An 18058-nucleotide genomic window follows, 5' to 3' on the forward strand; every position below is an offset into this window, starting at 1 on the left:
GAATCGTGGCCCCTACGAGGCGCAACGTCAATGCCTCGAGCAACTATTTCTTCAGCAGGTGACTCCTATCAGTCAGCAGCGCCAGGGCACACAAAGAACCAACCCGGGGGATTCATGGGCCCATGAGCTCCGCTCAGTGGCCGGCAATGAGCTCGGCGACCCGGACCAGCTCTTCCTCGAGATTGTAGAAATGGGTCGCCAGCCGGATCCTGCCGGCCCTGACGGACACCACCACGTTCGCACGGCGCAGCCGGGCCATGACGGCATCCGGGTCGTCCACCGGAACAGAGACGATGGTGGACCGCTGCCGTTCGGGGAAGGACCGGAAGCTGACGCCCTCCGCTTCCAGTGCGTTCCGCAGGTGAACGGCAAGCAGCGCGTTACGTTCGAGGACCGTGCCAATACCGAACCGGCGAAGGACAGCAAGCGCCACCTGGTCGGCCAGCGCTGGGAACCACGCCAACGAAGCGTCCAGCTTCGACGCCGTCGGCGACGGTTCCATGTCCGTGCCAAGGAAGCTTTCGAGCGGCAGTCGCGCAGCCTTCCAGCTGACGGCGGGGACAATGGCAATGTCTGCCGATGTAGCTCCGATGATCTCGGCGAACATGCCACGGGCGTCCTCACCCGCCTGCTCTGCTTCCATCCAGTCGAACCGCCCGGCGGACCAGCGCTCTACGGCCAGCTCGTAGGCTTCCCTGGCAGGGGCGCAGCCCACTGACATGGTGGCGGTGTTGAGGTAGATGGCGTCTTTGAGCCCGGGGGAAAAGCCCGCGGATGTCGCTGACGTTCATAGCATGGACCGTCCTTCAACCGTTCATTTCGGCGCGGTGCCGGTGACAGTCGTTCCTCCCCGGACCAGCCGGTCGCGAACGGCGATCGAATCATCAACGAACATGCAGCTGGTTCCGTCGGGCAGGGTCCGCGTGCTTGTGCCGTATTACAGATGGCGGGTTAGGCCGACGCCTGGCAATCTTCCTGACCCAGGCCGGGCTCTCCAGCACCGCGAGGCCCACATCCTGCTCCTCCTCAATTCGTCCATGTCAGCTTCAAACGCCCATTGGGCGCGGCGCCACCCGGAAGCCCCTGGCCGGCTATACCGGTGACGGTCCTCCGGGTTCCACGAAACGCTGGGTCCGCTCGATCTCTGCAACCTTCGGGTCCGTTTCATCGGCGCCGTAGTCAGACCGGCGCGTCCTGTCCTCGCCCTGGGGCACCTTGAGTGCGCGCAGCACCAAGGTAAGTACGACGGCGACAACCAGGTTGAGCACGAACGCCGACACGGCGATGTACACCGTGAAGTCGGTCCCGGGGATGGGAGCAATGGAGCCGCCGAAGTGTGCGCGGGTGACGGGATTGACGACGTTGTAGGCCGAGGCCGTGCCGAAGGCTATGCCCACGGCCCATCCGGCCAGCAGCGCCCAGCGGTCAAACCACCGAGTGTAGAGGCCGGCGACAACAGCGGGGAATGTCTGCAGAATCCAGATGCCACCCAGCAGCTGCATGTTGATGGCCGTGGACTGGTCCATGGCTATGACGAAAATAAGCGCGCCGACCTTCACCACCAGGGAAACGATCTTGGACACCTTCGCCTCAGTCCTGGGGTCGACGTCAGGCCGGAGGAAGTCCCGGTAGATGTTACGGGTAAACATGTTCGCCGCGGCAATGGACATGATCGCTGCCGGTACCAGCGCCCCGATGGCGATGGCCGCCAGGGCGACCCCTGCGAACCACGCGGGGAAGTGGTCCAGAAACAGCTGCGGGACGACAAGCTGGGGGTTGACCGACCCGTTCAGGTCAATCGGCCTGGTGCCGGCCTTGATGGCGACGAAACCCAGCAGCGCGAGGAAGCCAAGCATGAGGGAGTACAGCGGCAGAATCGCGGCGTTGCGCCGGATCGTGTTGCGCCCTTTGGACGCGAGCACGCCGGTGATGGAGTGCGGGTACATGAACAGCGCCATGGCCGACCCGAGCGCCAGCGTCCAGTAGGCCGAGTAGTTCGCGGCCGATGGGATGAACACCCCGGCGGGCTTCCCCGTCGCTTCATTCACAGTGTCCAGCTTCGTCTTCGCCGCCCCGAAGATCGCGTCCCACCCGCCGAACTTGATCGGCAGGTAGATGACCGCGACGATCACCGCCAGATAGATCAGCAGGTCCTTGACGACGGCGATCATCGCCGGCGCCCGTAACCCCGAAGTGTAGGTATAGGCAGCCAGCACGACGAACGCCAGAATGAGCGGCAGGTCCGTTAGCAGCACATTCTCGGAGCTGCCCAGGCCGAGCACGGTGAGGACAGCCTTGATGCCAACGAGCTGCAGGGCGATGTACGGCATGGTTGCCACAATGCCGGTGACGGCGACGGCAAGGGACAACCACCGGCTCCCGTAGCGGCCACCCACGAAGTCTGCCGACGTCACGTAGCCGTGCCGGTGGGACACGGACCAGAGCCGGCTCATGATGATGAAGATGATCGGGTAGAGGACGATCGTGTACGGCACCGCGAAGAAGCCGCTGACGGCGCCCGTGGCCCACATCGCGGCGGGAACGGCAACGAACGTGTAGGCGGTGTAGAGGTCGCCGCCCAGCAGGAACCACGTGATCCATGTCCCGAAGCCGCGTCCGCCCAGTCCCCATTCGTCGAGGCTGTGCAGTCCCTCAGTCTCCGCCGTCCGGCGCCACCGGGCGGCCATGAAGCCCATGATGGCGACTGCGACGAAGAGCAGCACCACGATGATGAGGGCGACCCAGTTGATCTCGCGCCCGTTCATGGCCGCTCATCTCCGTTCGCTGCGTCGCCGTCGACGCCGGCAGCGCCCGCGCGGGCCGCTGCCCGCCGTCGCCGGTCTTCCGTTGTCACGAGCCAGTACGCCACGCCGCTCAAGGCTGCGGAAATGGGAACCCAGAGCAGCTGGTACCAGTAGAAGAAGGGCATGCCGCCCAAGGTTGGGGCATTGAACGAGTAGGTCTGCGGCATGAGCGGGAGCAGGATCGCCACGGAAAGCAGTACGCCGGCTATGACGTACGGCGTGCGCCGCGCCGGACCACGGGTTGCAGTGTTGCGGGTTGGCTGTCCGGCGCCCGGGGGAGCCCCTGGGACGGGGCGCTGTTTCGGGTCAGGACGATCTTGATGGGACACCCGACGACCTCCTTGTCAGCCCGTCTCCCGCTTTCCGGGCTCCGGGAGAGCGGTGAGGCGGAGGTTACAACTGTTGCCCTCCAGTTCCTTTGTACGCCCGTCAGCGGCCCACGGGAAGAGTGTGGACAGTGCCGTCACAGTCAGTAACGCGCCTGACTTTCTTGGTCATCATCAGTCCGTTTCCCGAGCGCCTTTTCGGGGAGCCGGCAGCGACGCCCTGCCGTGATCGGCACCGCCGGAGCCAAGTGTCGGTTTAGCGTGGGGGGTACGTTCCTGCTCTTCACGGAGAAACGAAAAACCCCGGGAATCCATTGGATTCCCGGGGTTTTCCCTTTGTGCGCGGAGGGGGACTTGAACCCCCACCCCCTTTCGAGGACTAGCACCTCAAGCTAGCGCGTCTGCCATTCCGCCACCCGCGCAGGTGGTATTTCGAAGGACTCTCTCCGCCTTTCAGCGGTTCGCTTCTCTCCGAAGCAGCGAGAAAAACTCTAACACGAACTTTCCGGAAAGATGGAATCGAGCGGACTGGGTAGGCTGAACCCGGGCGTTCCGGCAGCCAAAAGCCGCCACAACCCGCATGAATCCGCGTTTCCCCGCTATAAGGAGTGATCAATGTCTCACGTTCGGCCTGAGGATGAAGTCGTCACCATCTGCCAGGAGCTCATCCGCATCGATTCATCCAACTACGGGGACGGCTCGGGTCCCGGCGAACGTGCGGCGGCCGAATACACCGCCGGCCTGATCACCGAGGTGGGGCTGGGCGCGGAGATCTTCGAATCGGAGCCCGGCCGGGCCAGCGTGGTCACCCGCATGGCCGGTGAGGATCCCTCCGCCAGCGCCCTCGTAGTCCATGGCCACCTGGACGTGGTTCCTGCCCTCCGCGAGCAATGGTCCGTGGACCCGTTCAGCGGCGAGCTCAAAGACGGACTGATCTGGGGCCGCGGCGCAGTGGACATGAAGGACATGGATGCGATGATCCTGTCCGTGCTGCGCAACTTCGCCCGCACCGGGCGCAAGCCCAAGCGGGACATCGTCTTTGCGTTCTTTGCCGATGAGGAGGCCGGCGGCGTGCACGGCGCCCAGTACGCGGTGAAGCACCGGCCCGAGCTGTTCGAGGGTGCGACCGAGGCCATCTCGGAAGTCGGCGGCTTTTCGACCACCATCGGCGGCCAGCGCGCCTACCTGCTGCAGACGGCGGAAAAGGGCATCTCCTGGCTGCGGCTCGTGGCGCACGGCCGTGCCGGCCACGGCTCTCAGATCAACACCGACAATGCCATCACCCGGCTCGCCGGCGCGGTGACCCGCATCGGTGAGTACCAGTGGCCCATCGAGCTGACCGCCACCACGCGCCAGTTCCTCGACGGCGTGACGGAACTGACCGGCGTCGAATTCGACCCCGACAACCCGGAGCTGCTGCTGAAGGAACTGGGCACGGTAGCCCGCTTCGTGGGGGCCACGCTGCAGAACACGTCCAACCCGACGCTCCTGGGCGGCGGCTACAAGCACAACGTCATCCCCGAGTCCGCCGAAGCACTGGTGGACTGCCGGACCCTCCCGGGCCAGCAGGACCAGGTTCTCGAGATCGTCCGGGAGCTGGCGGGCAGCGGCGTTGACGTCAGCTACGTGCACAACGATGTCTCCCTGGAAGTGCCGTTCGCCGGCAACCTGGTCGACTCAATGATCGACGCCCTGCACTCCGAAGACCCGGGCGCGAAAGTCCTGCCTTACACCCTGTCCGGCGGCACCGACAACAAGTCGCTCTCAAAGCTCGGCATTACCGGCTACGGCTTCGCGCCCCTGCAGCTGCCTGACGACCTCGACTTCACCGGCATGTTCCACGGAGTTGATGAACGGGTTCCGGCGGAATCCCTGAAGTTCGGCGCCCGCGTCCTGAACACGCTGCTCACCAACTACTGAGGCTGGCGGTGGAACCGGAACAGCTGCTTCCTGACAGCCTGCTCGAGCGGATCCGCGGGAGGGCTGCGGAGTACGACGAACAGAACCGCTTCTTCGCCGAGGATCTCGAGGAACTCGCCGCCGCCGGGTACCTGAAGCTTTTCGTGCCGGAGTCCGACGGCGGTGCAGGCCTTGGCCTGGAGGCTGCGGTCCGTTGCCAGCGGCGGCTGGCGACGGCGGCCCCGGCCACCGCGCTGGCCGTCAACATGCACCTGGTCTGGACAGGGGTGGCCAGCGTCCTGGCCGCACGCGGCGACTCCTCGCTGGACTTCGTGCTGCAGGAGGCAGCGGCGGGGGAGATATTCGCCTTCGGCAATTCCGAGGCAGGCAACGACGCCGTCCTGTTCGATTCGCTGACGTCGGCCACGCCCCTGCCGGACGGCGGTTACTCGTTCACGGGCACCAAGATCTTCACGAGCCTCTCGCCGGCCTGGACGCGCCTGGGCATCTTCGGCAAGGACTTGGCCGCACGGAACGGCGAAGGTGAACTGGTGCACGGATTCATCAGTCGGGACACGGCCGGCTACCGGATCCTGGAGGACTGGAACACGCTGGGCATGCGCGCCAGCCAGTCCAACACCACCATCCTCGACGGTGCAGTCGTTCCGCCCGGCCGCATCTTCCGGAAGCTGCCGGTGGGCCCCAACGCCGATCCGCTGATCTTCGCGATCTTCGCTTGCTTTGAGACCCTGCTTGCGGGCGTCTACGCAGGCATCGGGGAGCGGGCGCTGGTGCTGGCGGTGGAAGCCGCCAGGCGCAGGACATCATTCAAGAATGGCGGCAGGAGCCTGGCCCAGGACCCTGATATCCGCTGGAAGGTGGCCGAGGCTGCCATGGCCATGGATGCCCTGTACCCGCAGCTTTCGGTGGTGGCCGCAGACGTGGACCGCCTGGCCGACCATGGCAACCAGTGGTTTCCCAAGCTCGTGGGCGTCAAGATCCGGGCCACGGAGACGGCGCGGACGGTGGTGGATCTTGCCATCCGGGTCTCCGGCGGCTCCAGCTATTTCAGGGGTTCGGAGCTGGAGCGCCTGTACCGTGACGTCCTGGCCGGCATGTTCCACCCCTCCGACGACGAGTCAGCGCACAACACCGTGGCCAACGCCTGGCTTGGCCCGCTCGAAGAATAATCGGGCAGCGCTCACTTCCTGCGCCCGCCCGGGCCGGAGGCACCAGCTGGAACCGGCAACAGAAAGTGGCGCGCACCATCGTGGTGCGCGCGCAGAGGGCCGGAGCGGCCTAGACGGTGCGCTGCACCTGCGTGACCCGGCGGCGAAGCCAGAAGCGCCTGCCGCCGCCCACGTACAGCCTGCTGCGCTCGAGTTCCCACTTGCCGTACTCGGAGTGTTCCACGAGCCGTCGCCGGGCTTCGGGCAGGGAATCCTCAGGACCCACGGTCAATACGAGATACTCGTATTGACGTGCGTAGTCCCGTTCCCGCAGGACTGAGCTGGTCAGAAAATGTTCCTTCATTGCTCTCCATTTTCGTCCTTTTCCCGCTAACGTGAAGGCATGAGCATCGATCCGCGTGTCGCGCTTCAGTCCTTGACTGCCGCCTTGGAAGAACACCTTGCAGCCGCCTCGGCCCGCCGCGGTGATGGTGACCCCTCAGTGGAGGCGGCATTCTTTGCGGTTGCCGATGCCTTCGAAGTCTATGAGGACGCCCTCTATGAGGCCTACAACGAAGTGACGCCGCTCCAGGTTTTCGATGACGAGGAAGACGAAGAGGAAGACGGCGAAGTCGACGACGAGGATCTGGAAATCGTTGAAGAGTAACCGGCCCGTTCAGACCCGGCTCTGGCTAGCACAGGCTGCTGGAGACATCCTCGAGGGCACGTGCAATTTCCGCCGGCAGCGGCGTGAGCTGGGCGTCCAGTATTTCCTTGAGCTGGACGGGCGTGCGCGCGCCAACGATGGCGGTCGCCACTGCGTGCCGGGACAGGAGCCAGCTCAGCGCAACATCCAGGGACGACCGCCCCAGGCCGCGGGCCGCCATGGCAACAGCCTCGACCACCTGCGATGACGGCTGCTCAAGGTAAGGCTCCACGTAGTTGGCCAGCCGCGTCCCGGCCGCCCTGGAATCGGAGGGCACATGACCGCGGTACTTGCCGGTGAGGACGCCGCGGCCCAGCGGCGCCCACGCCATCAGCCCCAGGCCAGCATCCTCGATGGCCGGCACCAGCTCCGCCTCGGGCCTGCGGCGCAGCAGCGAATACTCGGACTGGTTGGCCACGAGTGGGATCCCGGCGACTGCGGCGGCCTTGGCAGTCTGCCAGCCGTTGTAATTGGCGATTCCCGCATAGCGGGCCCGTCCGCTGCGGACGGCAAGGTCAAGGGCGGACAACGTCTCCTCAAGTGGGACGTTGGGGTCCCACGCTTGGGCGAGCCAGAGGTCAACATAGTCGGTGCCTAGCCGCGCCAGGCTGGCGTCAAGCCCGGACAGCATGGCGTTCCGTGAAGCGTCCACCCGCTGCCGCCCGTCCGACGGCGACACCCCCGCTTTGGTGGAGATGACCACTTCCGTGCGGGAGACGACGTCGCCCAGCATCGAGCCGAGCATGGCTTCGGCCTGACCGTCAGCGTAGGAGGCCGCGGTGTCCACCAGGGTCCCGCCGGCGTCCACGAAGGTGCGCAGCAGCTCCGAGGCATCCTGCTCATCCGTCTCACGGGACCAGGACATGGTGCCGAGGGAAAGGGAGGACGCGCGGAGCCCGCTGTTGCCGATGTAACGCTGCTGCATAGCAGCTAGCTTACGGGGAAACCACCCGCATCATGACGTAGGGTCTTAGCGTGAACTGGATTGAAGCGGCCCTGCTGGGTCTTGTGCAGGGACTGACCGAATTCCTACCTATTTCATCGAGCGCCCACCTCCGGATTGTGGGCTCCTTCCTGCCGAATGCGGCGGACCCCGGCGCGGCCTTCACCGCCATCACGCAGCTCGGCACGGAGACCGCCGTCATTGTTTATTTCTGGCGCGACATCGTCCGGATCGTGAGGGCCTGGTTCGGTGCGCTCACCGGGCGGGTCCCGCGCCAGGACCCGGACGCCCGGATGGGCTGGCTGGTGATTCTGGGCAGCCTGCCCATCATCGTCCTGGGCCTGCTGTTCCAGGACCAGATCGAATCCGTTCTGCGGAGCCTGTGGATCGTAGCCACGATGCTCATCGTCTTCGGCCTGATCCTCGCCGTGGCCGACGCCGTTGGCAAGCAGGACCGTGACCTCACCCGGCTCACCTACAAGCACGGCATCCTCTACGGATTCGCCCAGGCCATGGCGCTGATCCCCGGCGTTTCACGCTCCGGCGGCACCATCACGGCCGGGCTCCTTATGGGTTACACGCGTGAAGCCGCCGCCCGCTACTCCTTTCTCCTTGCCATCCCTGCGGTGTTCGGCAGCGGCCTATACCAGCTCTTCAAGGTGGTGGCCAAGGACGGCGTGAGCGGCCCCTTCGGACTGGGGGAGACGGCCCTGGCAACGGTAATTGCGTTCGTCATTGGCTACGTCATCATCGGCTGGTTCCTGAAGTTCATCTCGACGCGCAGCTACCGGCTGTTTGTCTGGTACCGCATCTTCCTGGGCCTCGCCCTGTACCTGCTGCTCGGTTTCAATGTCATCAGCGCCTAGCACTAGGCTTGGTCTGTGAAGTCCTGGATCTCCCGCCCCGTGCCTGTCCTGCCGGGGGAAATGCCCGCGCTCCGCTTGTTTGACACAACCGCAGGCCGTGCCGTAACCCTGAACGCCGAGGGCGAAAAGTCGATGTATGTCTGCGGGATCACCCCGTATGACGCGACCCACATGGGGCATGCCGCCAGCTACGTCGCCTTCGATTTGCTGAACCGCGCCTGGCGCGACGGCGGCCAGCAGGTTGCGTACGTCCAGAACGTCACCGACATCGATGACCCCCTGCTGGAGCGCGCCGAAGCTACCGGAGTCGACTGGCGCGAGCTCGCGGCCAGCCAGATCCAGCTTTTCCGCAGTGACATGGAAGCCCTCAACGTCATTGCCCCCGATCATTACGTGGGCGCCGTCGAAGCCATGCCGCTGATCGTCCCCGCGATTGAACGGCTCCTGCACCAGGGGCTGGCCTACCGCGTAAACGGCACCCAGGGCGAGCCCGACGGCGACGTCTACTACGACGTGGAAGCCGCCAGCAAGCACGCCGTCGGCGTGGACGCCTGGAGCCTCGGAGCAGTCTCCGGGCTGCCGGAAGCCGAGATGCTGGAACTGTTCGCCGAACGGGGCGGCGACCCCGGCCGGGCAGGCAAGCGCCAGGCCCTCGATCCACTGCTGTGGCGCGTGGCCCGCGACGGCGAGCCCAGCTGGCCCGGCGGCGAGCTGGGGAAGGGCCGGCCCGGCTGGCATATTGAGTGCACCGTCATCGCCCAGAAGTACCTGCCGGCACCCTTCACGGTGCAGGGCGGCGGCTCGGACCTGATTTTCCCGCACCACGAGATGGGCGCGGGGCATGCCTACTCACTGTCCGGTGTTCCGCTTGCGGAGCACTTCGCCCACGCCGGAATGGTGGGACTCGATGGCGAGAAGATGTCCAAGTCCAAGGGCAACCTGGTCCTCGTCTCCAAGCTGCGCGCGGCGGGCGAAGAACCCGCAGCCATCCGTCTGGCAATCCTGGCGCACCACTACCGGTCCGACTGGTCCTGGACGGCGGAAGGCTTCGAGCAGGCCAAGGCACGCCTCGAACGGTGGCGTTCTGCGCTGTCCGCGGCGCCGGCCGGATCGGGTGAGGAACTGATCGGGCAGATGCGCGAGGCCCTGGCCGACGATCTGGACGCCCCCGCAGCCCTGAGCGCCGTGGACAAGTGGGCGGACAATGCCCTTTCCAACACCGGGCTCAACAACACGGACAGCGTGTCCGAAGCAGGCCAGGCCCTGGTGCGCGACGCCGTCAACGCACTTCTCGGCGTCGAACTTTAGCGCCGTCGAACTTTAGCGCCCCGCTTCGACGGTTCCCTGCACAGGGAACCGTCGAAGCGGCGGAGCCCTAGGGCTTGTCCTTGCCCCGCCGTTTCAGGTAGCGCTCAAACTCGCGCGCAATGGATTCACCGCTGGCCTCGGGCAGGTCTGCGGTGTCCTTCGCTTCCTCCAGCTGCCGCACATAGGCGGCGATTTCGGGATCCTCGGTGGCCAGTTCGTTGACGCCGCGCTCCCACGCCTCGGCCTCCTCGGCCAGCTCGTGCGTGTCCAGCGGAACCTGGAGCAGTTCCTCGATGCGGTGCAGGAGCGCCAGCTGCGCCTTGGGTGACGGGGCCTGTGCAACGTAGTGCGGCACAGCCGCCCAGAGTGAGACGGTGGGGATGCCGGCGAGCAGCGATACCTCTGACAGCACACCGACGATCCCCACTGGCCCTTCATACTGCGAGGCCTCAAGGTTGAGCCGTTCCCGCAGCGCGCCGTCGTCGGTGGACGTGCTGACCGGGATGGGGCGGCTGTGAGGCACATCCGCCAGCAGTGCACCCACCAGGACCACGTAGTCCACATGAAGCGCCTCGGCATGAACTAGCAGTTCAGCTGTGTACGCGCGCCACTTATAGGACGGTTCGGTTCCCTGGATGAAAATCACATCCACGTTGGTGCCGGGAGCGCTGGCCTTGTAGATCCGCGTGGACGGCCACTTGATCTTGCGTTCCCCGGAGGCAGTGCGGCGGACGGTGGGCCGGGTGAACTGGAAGTCGTAGTACTCGTCGGCGTCTATGGACGCGACCTTCTTCCCGCCCCATAGCTTGTTCAGGTAACGGAGCGCATCGCTGGCGGCTTCCCCCGCGTCATTCCAGCCCTCGAACGCAGCCAGCATCACAGTAATACGCTGGCCCTCGGGAACAGGCTGCAGTAGCTGCTCCGTCTCAGGCGCGGTGCCCGGTTCGTTGGTGTCTCCGTCGAAGCTGTTCATCCCTTCACCCTACGTCCACAAGCGTTGCTGTTGCATAGAACGAACCGCCGCAGATCGGGACAAAACCCCTCATCCGCGTCATGCGGGGCGCGGATATTCGCCGACGGCGTACGCCCGTGGCCCGCGGCAAGGCGCCGCGGGGCGGCCCGGTACAGTGGAAAGCATGGAATCTGCCGCCACTCAGCCCTTGCTCAAAGCCGTTTTATGGGACATGGACGGCACCATCGTTGACACGGAACCGTACTGGATCGAAGCCGAACACAACCTTGTCGCGGCCTACGGGGGGACGTGGTCGCACGAACAGGCCATGCAGCTCGTGGGGCAATCGCTGGTCCACTCGGCCGGCATCCTCCAGGCCGCCGGAGTGCGCCTGGAGATCCGCGAGATCATCGACACGCTCACCGCCCAGGTGATCAGCCGCGTCCGGGAGAACGTGCCGTGGCGTCCGGGGGCCCGGGAGCTGCTGGATGAACTTTTCAGCGCCGGCGTGCGTTGTGCCCTTGTGACCATGTCAGAGGCACCGCTGGCCCGCGAGATTGTGGCGAGCCTTCCCCGGCCCTACTTCGAGTTCCTCGTTACCGGCGACACGGTAACCAGGGGCAAGCCGCACCCGGAGGCGTATCTCACGGCCGTGGACCTGCTGAAGCAGCAGGACCCTGAGCTCACCGTCGACCACTGCGTGGCGCTGGAGGACTCGGAACCGGGCGTTGCCGCCGCCGTGGCGTCGGGCGCCGTAACCGTGGCCATTCCGCACATCGTGCCGCTGCCGGACGACGCCCGCAGGACCACGTGGGATTCCCTCGCGGGCCGCAGTGTGGCCGAACTCGAGGAGCTGGTGAGGCTCCGCCTCGGCTTGAGCGAACCGGCGGCAACCTTCGAGAACGTTAACTAAGGAGCCCGGAACGTGTCTGATCCCGCGGGATCCGGTCAGCAGCCCCCGAACGTGCTGACGAAGAACAGCCGACGCGAGGGCATCCCGCTCGGCAGGATCGCCGGCATTCCCATCATCCTGGCTTACTCCTGGTTCATCATCGCCGCCTTCACGGTGATCGTGTACGGACCGGTGCTGCAGCATGGCAGCCCCTCGCTGGGCATTGGGGCGTACTACGTGGCATTCGCCTACGCGGTCCTGCTCCTGCTGTCGGTGCTCGTCCATGAGCTGGCGCACGCGCTGACGGCCAAGATCTACGGCTGGCCCAGCGAGAAAATCGTGCTCAACCTGTGGGGCGGCCACACCCAGTTTGAAAGCTTCACCGCCACGCCCGGACGGTCGGTGCTGGTGGCCATGGCCGGGCCCGCCGCCAACTTCGTGCTCGCCGGGGCGGCCTGGCTGGTGATCTCCTCGGGCGGACTGTCCGGAGTTGCGGACACCCTCCTGAACATCTTCTTCTGGGCGAACCTTGTGATCGGCATCTTCAACGTGCTGCCCGGGCTGCCGCTGGACGGCGGCCGCCTGGTGGAATCCGCGGTCTGGAAGGCCACCGGCAGCCACGCCAAGGGCACCGTCGCCGCGGGCTGGGGCGGGCGCGTCATCGTCATCGCCCTGGGCCTGTGGTTCATTGTCCGGCCGCTGCTCAGCGGAGACGTCCCGGACACCAGCATGCTGCTCATCACCATCCTGGTCGGCGGCTTCCTCTGGATGGGCGCTTCAGCGTCAATCCAGCAGGGCCGCCTGCGCAGCCGGCTCCATCTGGTGAGCGCCGCCGCACTGGCTGAACCCGCCGTCGGCCTTTCCGAAGCGGGGAGCGTCAGCGACATCCTGCGATCATCGGCAGGCGGGCGGACCGCCGTCGTGCTCTGCGCTCCGGACGGCAGGCCCAACAGCGTGGTGGACCCCGCGGCTCTGGCGGCTGTGCCCGCCACCGTGGCCGGCACCACCCCCGCCGGAGCGGTGGCCTACCCGCTCGGCGCCGGCGCCTACGTGCCGGAATGGTCCAAAGGCCAGGAGCTGCTCCAGTACCTGGCGCAGCTCGAAGGACACGACTACGCGGTGGTTGACCACAACGGCAGTGTCACCGGCCTGCTGCGGCAGTCCGCCGTGGTGACGGCCATAACAGGCAAGGCCCCCCGCTAAAACACGCGCCGACAGGGCCAGAACCGGTAGAGTTACGTGCCGGTCGTGAAATCGGCAGCGGGTGCACGGCGCCCTGCCGGACCGCCACGGTGCACGCCAAGACAGCTTTTACAGGAGCGAGGACACAGTCATGAGCAGCGAATCTGCCGCCAACGGAGCCAGCACGGGCCTTTCCTCCGGCACTGCAGCCGGGACGGCGGACCAGCCGGTCGGCGCTGCCCGCCGGCGCGGCCCCTTCCGCGAAGGCGAACGGGTCCAGCTGACGGACGAGCGCGGGCGCATGAACACCATCAGCCTCGAGGCCGGCGGAGCCTTCCACACCCACCGCGGCTTCCTCAACCACGATGACATCATCGGCAAGGTGGACGGCTCGGTGGTGGTCAACAACGTGGGCCAGCAGTACCAGACGCTCCGCCCGCTGTTGTCCGACTTTGTCCTGTCCATGCCCCGTGGCGCTGCGGTGGTCTACCCCAAGGACGCCGGCCAGATCATCACCATGGCTGACATCTTCCCGGGTGCCCGCGTGGTGGAGGCAGGCGTGGGCTCAGGTGCATTGTCCATCTCGCTGCTGCGTGCGGTAGGGGACCAGGGCTACCTGCACTCCTTCGAACGCCGCGAGGAATTCGCCGCCATCGCCCGCGGCAACGTGGAGACCATCTTCGGCGGCCCGCACCCGGCCTGGCAGATCTCCCTCGGGGACTTCCAGGAGGAAGTTGTCCGCGCCGAAGAGCCCGGGTCCATCGACCGCGTGGTCTTGGATATGCTGGCGCCTTGGGAATGCCTCGACGCCGTGGCCACCGTCCTGGCCCCCGGCGGCGTGTGGATCAACTACGTCGCCACCGTCACCCAGCTCTCCCGCACGGCGGAAGCCATCCGCGCCGACGGCCGCTTCACCGAGCCGGACGCCTGGGAATCGATGGTCCGCGGCTGGCACCTCGAAGGACTGGCCGTCCGTCCCGACCACCGCATGGTCGCCCACACTGGCTTCCTGCTGGTTACCCGGCGGCTCGCCGACGGCGTCACCGGCATTTCCGTCAAGCGGCGCCCATCCAAGACCGAGTTCAACGAAGAGGACGTCAATGCCTGGACACCCGGCGCCGTGGGGGAACGCCTCGTCTCCGACAAGAAGCTCCGCCGGGCCGCGCGGGACGCGATCGCCGGCACCAACGTGAAGGACGACCCGGAGATCACAAACTAGTCCGTATTTCGGATGTCGTCGGCTCTACCAGCCAACTTGGGGCTATCGTCTTAAGAGAAGCGCAGGAAGGGGCTGATGCATCATGGAGACGCCAAACAATGACTCCGTGCCTACGCCGGCTGAGCAGGCTGGCGCCAACGAACTGTCTGTCGCGGACCGGCAGGTCAATATCCTCAGGGACAAACTGAGGCATATCGACCGCCAACTGGCAGCTGCCACGCAGAACAACTCCAAGCTCGTGGCGATGCTGGAAACTGCCAAGGCGGAAATACTCCGGCTGAAGAACGCCCTGGACCAGGAGGGTCAGCCGCCGTACAGCTTCGGAACCATCCTCCAGCTGAACCCGCGGCGCCAGGCCGCAGGCAGCGGCCAGGCAGCCACCGAGGAATCGGTGGACATCTTCAACGCCGGGCGCAAAATGCGGGTTGGCATCAGCCCCCTGGTCAACATCAACCAGCTGGCGGTCGGCCAGGAAGTGCTCCTCAATGAGGCTCTCCTGGTGGTGGCCGGCCTCGGCTACGAGCGCGCGGGCGAGCTCGTCACGCTCAAGGAGCTGCTCGGCCCGGACCGCGCCCTGGTGCTGGGCCGTGCCGACGAGGAGCGCGTCATCCGGCTCGCCGGCCCGCTCCTGAGCGAGAAGCTGCGCGTGGGCGATGCCCTGTCCATTGATTCCCGCACCGGGTACGCCCTCGAAAAGGTCCCGCGGTCCGAGGTCGAGAACCTCGTCCTGGAGGAAGTCCCGGACATCACCTATGAGGACATCGGCGGCCTCGGCCCGCAGATCGAACAGATCCGGGACGCCATCGAACTGCCGTTCCTGCATCCGGACCTGTACCGCGAACACGGGCTCAAGGCGCCCAAGGGCATCCTGCTCTACGGCCCTCCGGGCTGCGGCAAGACGCTCATCGCCAAGGCCGTGGCAAACTCCCTTGCCGCGCGGGCCGCGGAACGCTCGGGCAACATTGACCTGAAGAGCTACTTCCTCAACATCAAGGGCCCCGAACTCCTCGACAAGTACGTCGGCGAAACCGAACGCCACATCCGGCTGATCTTCTCCCGGGCCCGCGAAAAGGCCTCGGACGGCAGCCCCGTAGTGGTCTTCTTTGACGAGATGGATTCGCTCTTCCGCACCCGCGGCACGGGCATCTCCTCAGACGTCGAAACCACAATCGTGCCGCAGCTGCTGAGCGAGATCGACGGCGTGGAGCGGCTGGACAACGTGATCGTCATCGGTGCCTCCAACCGCGAGGACATGATCGACCCCGCCATCCTGCGCCCCGGCCGACTCGACGTGAAGGTCAAGATCCACCGTCCCGACGCCGAGGCCGCGGCGGACATCTTCAAGAAGTACATCACCCCGGACCTGCCGTTCCACGAGGACGATCTGGTGGAGCACGACGGCGACGTCCAGGAGACGGTGGACGCCATGATCCAGCGGACAGTGGAAGCCATGTACTCCACCGAGAAGTCCAATGAGTACCTCGAAGTCACCTACGCCAACGGCGACACCGAGATGCTGTACTTCAAGGACTTCAACTCCGGGGCCGTGGTCCAGAACGTCGTGGACCGTGCCAAGAAGTACGCCATCAAGGACCTCCTGACCACCCAGCAGAAGGGCCTGCGCATCGACCACCTGCTGCGCGCCGTCGTCGATGAGTTCCGTGAGCACGAGGACATGCCCAACACCACCAACCCGGATGACTGGGCGCGCATCTCCGGCAAGAAGGGTGAGCGCATCACGTACATCCGCACCATCGTCCAGGGCAAGGCCGGCCAAGAGCCCGGCAAATCCATCGAGACCATGCCCAACACGGGCCAGTACCTGTGACGGCCGGCTCCGAATCGTCGCTGGGAGGTGGCCTGCCAGCTGGCGGCGCCATGCGGGTCATGGGGTCGGAAACCGAATACGGGATCCACGCCCCGGCCGCACCGGGCGCCAATGCCACCATGATGTCCGCCAGGGTGGTCCAGGCCTACGCCCAGGTCACTCGGCTCCGGGCCGCCGGCGGCGCTGAAACCCGCTGGGACTACACGGACGAGGAGCCGCTGCATGACGCCCGCGGCTGGACCCTCGAACGCGGCCAGGCCCACCCGAGCCAGCTGACGGACCAGCCGCCCGTGCTGGACGCCGAGGCGGTGGCTCTTGCCTACGGCCGGGAAGAGCTTGAGCTCGACGGCGAGGACGAATCGGGATCACTGCTGATGAACATGGTGCTCGGCAACGGGGCACGGCTCTACGTGGACCACGCCCACCCCGAGTACTCCAGCCCGGAGGTCACCAACCCTGCGGCGGCAGTTGCCTGGGACGCCGCCGGGGACCTCGTGGGCTTGGCCGCGGTCCGCAGGCTGGCCAGCGACACGGAACTTCCCGCCGTCAACCTTTACAAGAACAACACCGACAACAAGTCCGTGTCCTACGGGTCGCACGAAAACTACCTGATGCCGCGGTCTGTGCCGTTCGGAGACATTGTCCGCGGGCTGACCCCGTTCTTCGTCTCGCGGCAGATCATCTGCGGCTCGGGGCGGGTGGGCATGGGCCAGGACAGCTCCCGGTCCGGCTACCAGATCAGCCAGCGGGCCGACTTCTTCGAGGCGGAGGTGGGGCTCGAAACCACTATCCGGCGCCCCATCATCAACACCCGCGACGAGCCCCATGCAACAGCGGACAAGTACCGGCGGCTGCACGTCATCATCGGCGACGCCAACCTGAGCCAGGTGTCCAACTACCTGAAGTTCGGGACCACCGCCATGGTGCTCAGCCTGATCGAGGCGGGCCTCGCGCCGCGGATCGAGGTCCACGAGCCGGTGGCTGCGCTGCAGGCCATCAGCCACGACACCACCCTCACCACCAAGATCAGGCTGCTCGACGGCCGCCGGGTGACGGCGCTGGACCTGCAGTGGATGTACCACGAGGCCGCCGCCAAGCTCGCCCAGGATACGGGTGTCTCGGACGCCATTGATGGCGACGGCCACACCCACGCCGTGCTTGAGCGGTGGGCCACCACCCTGACCCAGCTGGACAGCGACCGGGCCGCCGCCGCTACCTCGGTGGAGTGGCTGGCCAAGCTGTCCATCCTGGAGGGCTACCGCCAGCGCGACGGGCTCCAGTGGGATGACGCCAGGCTGGGTCTGGTGGACCTGCAGTGGGCTGACCTCCGCCCCGAAAAGGGGCTCTACTATCGCCTGCTCTCCCGGAACCGGATGCAGCGGATCGTCGACGACGCTGGCATCGCCGCCGCGGTGACGGAACCGCCGTCGGACACCCGCGCGTACTTCCGCGGACGCTGCGTCAGCAGCTTCAGCAAGGACGTGGTGGGGGCCAGTTGGGACTCGGTGATCTTCGACGTGCCGGGCTACGGAAGGCTGCAGCGCGTGCCCACCCGGGAACCGCTGCGGGGCACGAAGGCGCTGACCGGAGGCCTGTTTGACAGGCACCGCGAGGCGGCACCGTTCCTTGCGGAACTCCTCGGATCGGCACCGGCTCCGCCACCGGCATAATGCGCCCCGCGAAGGCCCTTTGCGTGGCAATATGGGCATACAGGATGTCCCTCCGGAAGGGGGGACTGGATGAAGGAGAAGGACATGGCAGGCCAGGAGCAGCAGCAGCCGCAGCCACGCGACACCGAGGTCGAGGAAGAGGTCCCCGTACCGCCGGCGCCCGCAGATGCACAGGCATCCGCCTCGACGCAGGGTGTTGACGATCTCCTCGACGAGATCGACGGCGTCCTGGAGTCCAACGCGGAGGAATTTGTCCGGGCATTCGTGCAAAAGGGCGGCCAGTAGACCGGCAGC

Annotated in this window: 17 protein-coding genes and 1 tRNA gene; 11 read left to right on the forward strand and 7 right to left on the reverse strand. The window is 66.1% G+C overall.

Annotation, left to right across the window (positions count from 1 at the left end):
- Positions 1-133: 133 nt before the first annotated feature.
- The 4 genes from QFZ23_RS13635 to QFZ23_RS13650 form a co-directional block, all read right to left on the reverse strand.
- Positions 134-721, reverse strand: coding sequence for a hypothetical protein (locus QFZ23_RS13635; RefSeq protein WP_306923694.1), 588 nt, complete (start codon positions 719-721; stop codon positions 134-136).
- 370 nt (positions 722-1091) lie between these two features.
- The gene (gene mctP, locus QFZ23_RS13640; RefSeq protein ID WP_306923697.1) at positions 1092-2765 is read right to left on the reverse strand and encodes a monocarboxylate uptake permease MctP; all 1674 of its coding nucleotides are present in this window, start codon (positions 2763-2765) and stop codon (positions 1092-1094) included.
- Positions 2762-3133 (reverse strand): DUF3311 domain-containing protein, encoded by a 372-nt coding sequence (locus tag QFZ23_RS13645; RefSeq protein ID WP_306923699.1) that lies wholly within the window; start codon positions 3131-3133, stop codon positions 2762-2764. The genes mctP and QFZ23_RS13645 overlap by 4 nt, the downstream gene beginning before the upstream one ends.
- Before the next feature lie 336 nt (positions 3134-3469).
- Positions 3470-3552: transfer RNA gene (locus QFZ23_RS13650), tRNA-Leu, on the reverse strand.
- 193 nt (positions 3553-3745) lie between these two features.
- Here QFZ23_RS13650 and QFZ23_RS13655 point away from each other — a divergent pair.
- Together QFZ23_RS13655 and QFZ23_RS13660 are read left to right on the forward strand one after the other, a co-directional pair.
- Positions 3746-5050, forward strand: coding sequence for a M20/M25/M40 family metallo-hydrolase (locus QFZ23_RS13655; protein WP_306923701.1), 1305 nt, complete (start codon positions 3746-3748; stop codon positions 5048-5050).
- Positions 5051-5058: 8 nt separating this feature from the next.
- Complete coding sequence (locus QFZ23_RS13660) at positions 5059-6219, forward strand: acyl-CoA dehydrogenase family protein (protein ID WP_306923703.1); 1161 nt, start codon at positions 5059-5061, stop codon at positions 6217-6219.
- Positions 6220-6328: 109 nt separating this feature from the next.
- Here the strand turns inward: QFZ23_RS13660 and QFZ23_RS13665 are convergent, their stop codons facing one another.
- The gene (locus QFZ23_RS13665) at positions 6329-6562 is read right to left on the reverse strand and encodes a DUF5703 family protein (RefSeq protein WP_102973612.1); all 234 of its coding nucleotides are present in this window, start codon (positions 6560-6562) and stop codon (positions 6329-6331) included.
- Between the two features lie 39 nt (positions 6563-6601).
- Here QFZ23_RS13665 and QFZ23_RS13670 point away from each other — a divergent pair, with 39 nt between their 5' ends.
- A complete protein-coding gene (locus QFZ23_RS13670; protein ID WP_306923705.1) occupies positions 6602-6865 on the forward strand; it encodes a hypothetical protein in 264 nt (87 codons plus the stop codon).
- Between the two features lie 25 nt (positions 6866-6890).
- Here QFZ23_RS13670 and QFZ23_RS13675 read toward each other — a convergent pair whose 3' ends face one another.
- Positions 6891-7829, reverse strand: a complete 939-nt coding sequence (locus QFZ23_RS13675; RefSeq protein WP_306923707.1) for an aldo/keto reductase — start codon at positions 7827-7829, stop codon at positions 6891-6893.
- A gap of 50 nt (positions 7830-7879) precedes the next feature.
- Here QFZ23_RS13675 and QFZ23_RS13680 point away from each other — a divergent pair, with 50 nt between their 5' ends.
- Positions 7880-8713: an undecaprenyl-diphosphate phosphatase gene (locus QFZ23_RS13680; protein WP_306923709.1), complete on the forward strand. Its 834-nt coding sequence runs from the start codon at positions 7880-7882 to the stop codon at positions 8711-8713.
- 15 nt (positions 8714-8728) lie between these two features.
- The gene (mshC, locus tag QFZ23_RS13685; RefSeq protein WP_306923711.1) at positions 8729-10021 is read left to right on the forward strand and encodes a cysteine--1-D-myo-inosityl 2-amino-2-deoxy-alpha-D-glucopyranoside ligase; all 1293 of its coding nucleotides are present in this window, start codon (positions 8729-8731) and stop codon (positions 10019-10021) included.
- 67 nt (positions 10022-10088) lie between these two features.
- On the opposite strand, the gene QFZ23_RS13690 is transcribed toward mshC, so the two are convergent.
- Positions 10089-10994, reverse strand: a complete 906-nt coding sequence (locus tag QFZ23_RS13690; RefSeq protein WP_003802259.1) for a PAC2 family protein — start codon at positions 10992-10994, stop codon at positions 10089-10091.
- A gap of 163 nt (positions 10995-11157) precedes the next feature.
- On the opposite strand from QFZ23_RS13690, the gene QFZ23_RS13695 reads away from it, so the two are divergent.
- The 6 genes from QFZ23_RS13695 to QFZ23_RS13720 all read left to right on the forward strand — a co-directional run bounded on the left by QFZ23_RS13695 (position 11158) and on the right by QFZ23_RS13720 (position 18049).
- The gene (locus QFZ23_RS13695) at positions 11158-11886 is read left to right on the forward strand and encodes an HAD family hydrolase (protein WP_306923714.1); all 729 of its coding nucleotides are present in this window, start codon (positions 11158-11160) and stop codon (positions 11884-11886) included.
- 12 nt (positions 11887-11898) lie between these two features.
- Positions 11899-13068, forward strand: coding sequence for a site-2 protease family protein (locus QFZ23_RS13700; protein ID WP_306923716.1), 1170 nt, complete (start codon positions 11899-11901; stop codon positions 13066-13068).
- 130 nt (positions 13069-13198) lie between these two features.
- Positions 13199-14266, forward strand: a complete 1068-nt coding sequence (locus tag QFZ23_RS13705) for a tRNA (adenine-N1)-methyltransferase (protein WP_306923718.1) — start codon at positions 13199-13201, stop codon at positions 14264-14266.
- Between the two features lie 82 nt (positions 14267-14348).
- Positions 14349-16094, forward strand: a complete 1746-nt coding sequence (gene arc, locus QFZ23_RS13710; RefSeq protein ID WP_306923719.1) for a proteasome ATPase — start codon at positions 14349-14351, stop codon at positions 16092-16094.
- A 50-nt stretch (positions 16095-16144) separates the two neighbouring features.
- Complete coding sequence (dop, locus tag QFZ23_RS13715) at positions 16145-17764, forward strand: depupylase/deamidase Dop (protein WP_306926849.1); 1620 nt, start codon at positions 16145-16147, stop codon at positions 17762-17764.
- An 84-nt stretch (positions 17765-17848) separates the two neighbouring features.
- Positions 17849-18049, forward strand: coding sequence for a ubiquitin-like protein Pup (locus tag QFZ23_RS13720; protein WP_306926851.1), 201 nt, complete (start codon positions 17849-17851; stop codon positions 18047-18049).
- The last annotated feature ends 9 nt before the right edge of the window (positions 18050-18058 follow it).

It is taken from the genome of Arthrobacter globiformis, from assembly GCF_030818015.1.
GTDB lineage: Bacteria > Actinomycetota > Actinomycetes > Actinomycetales > Micrococcaceae > Arthrobacter > Arthrobacter globiformis_C.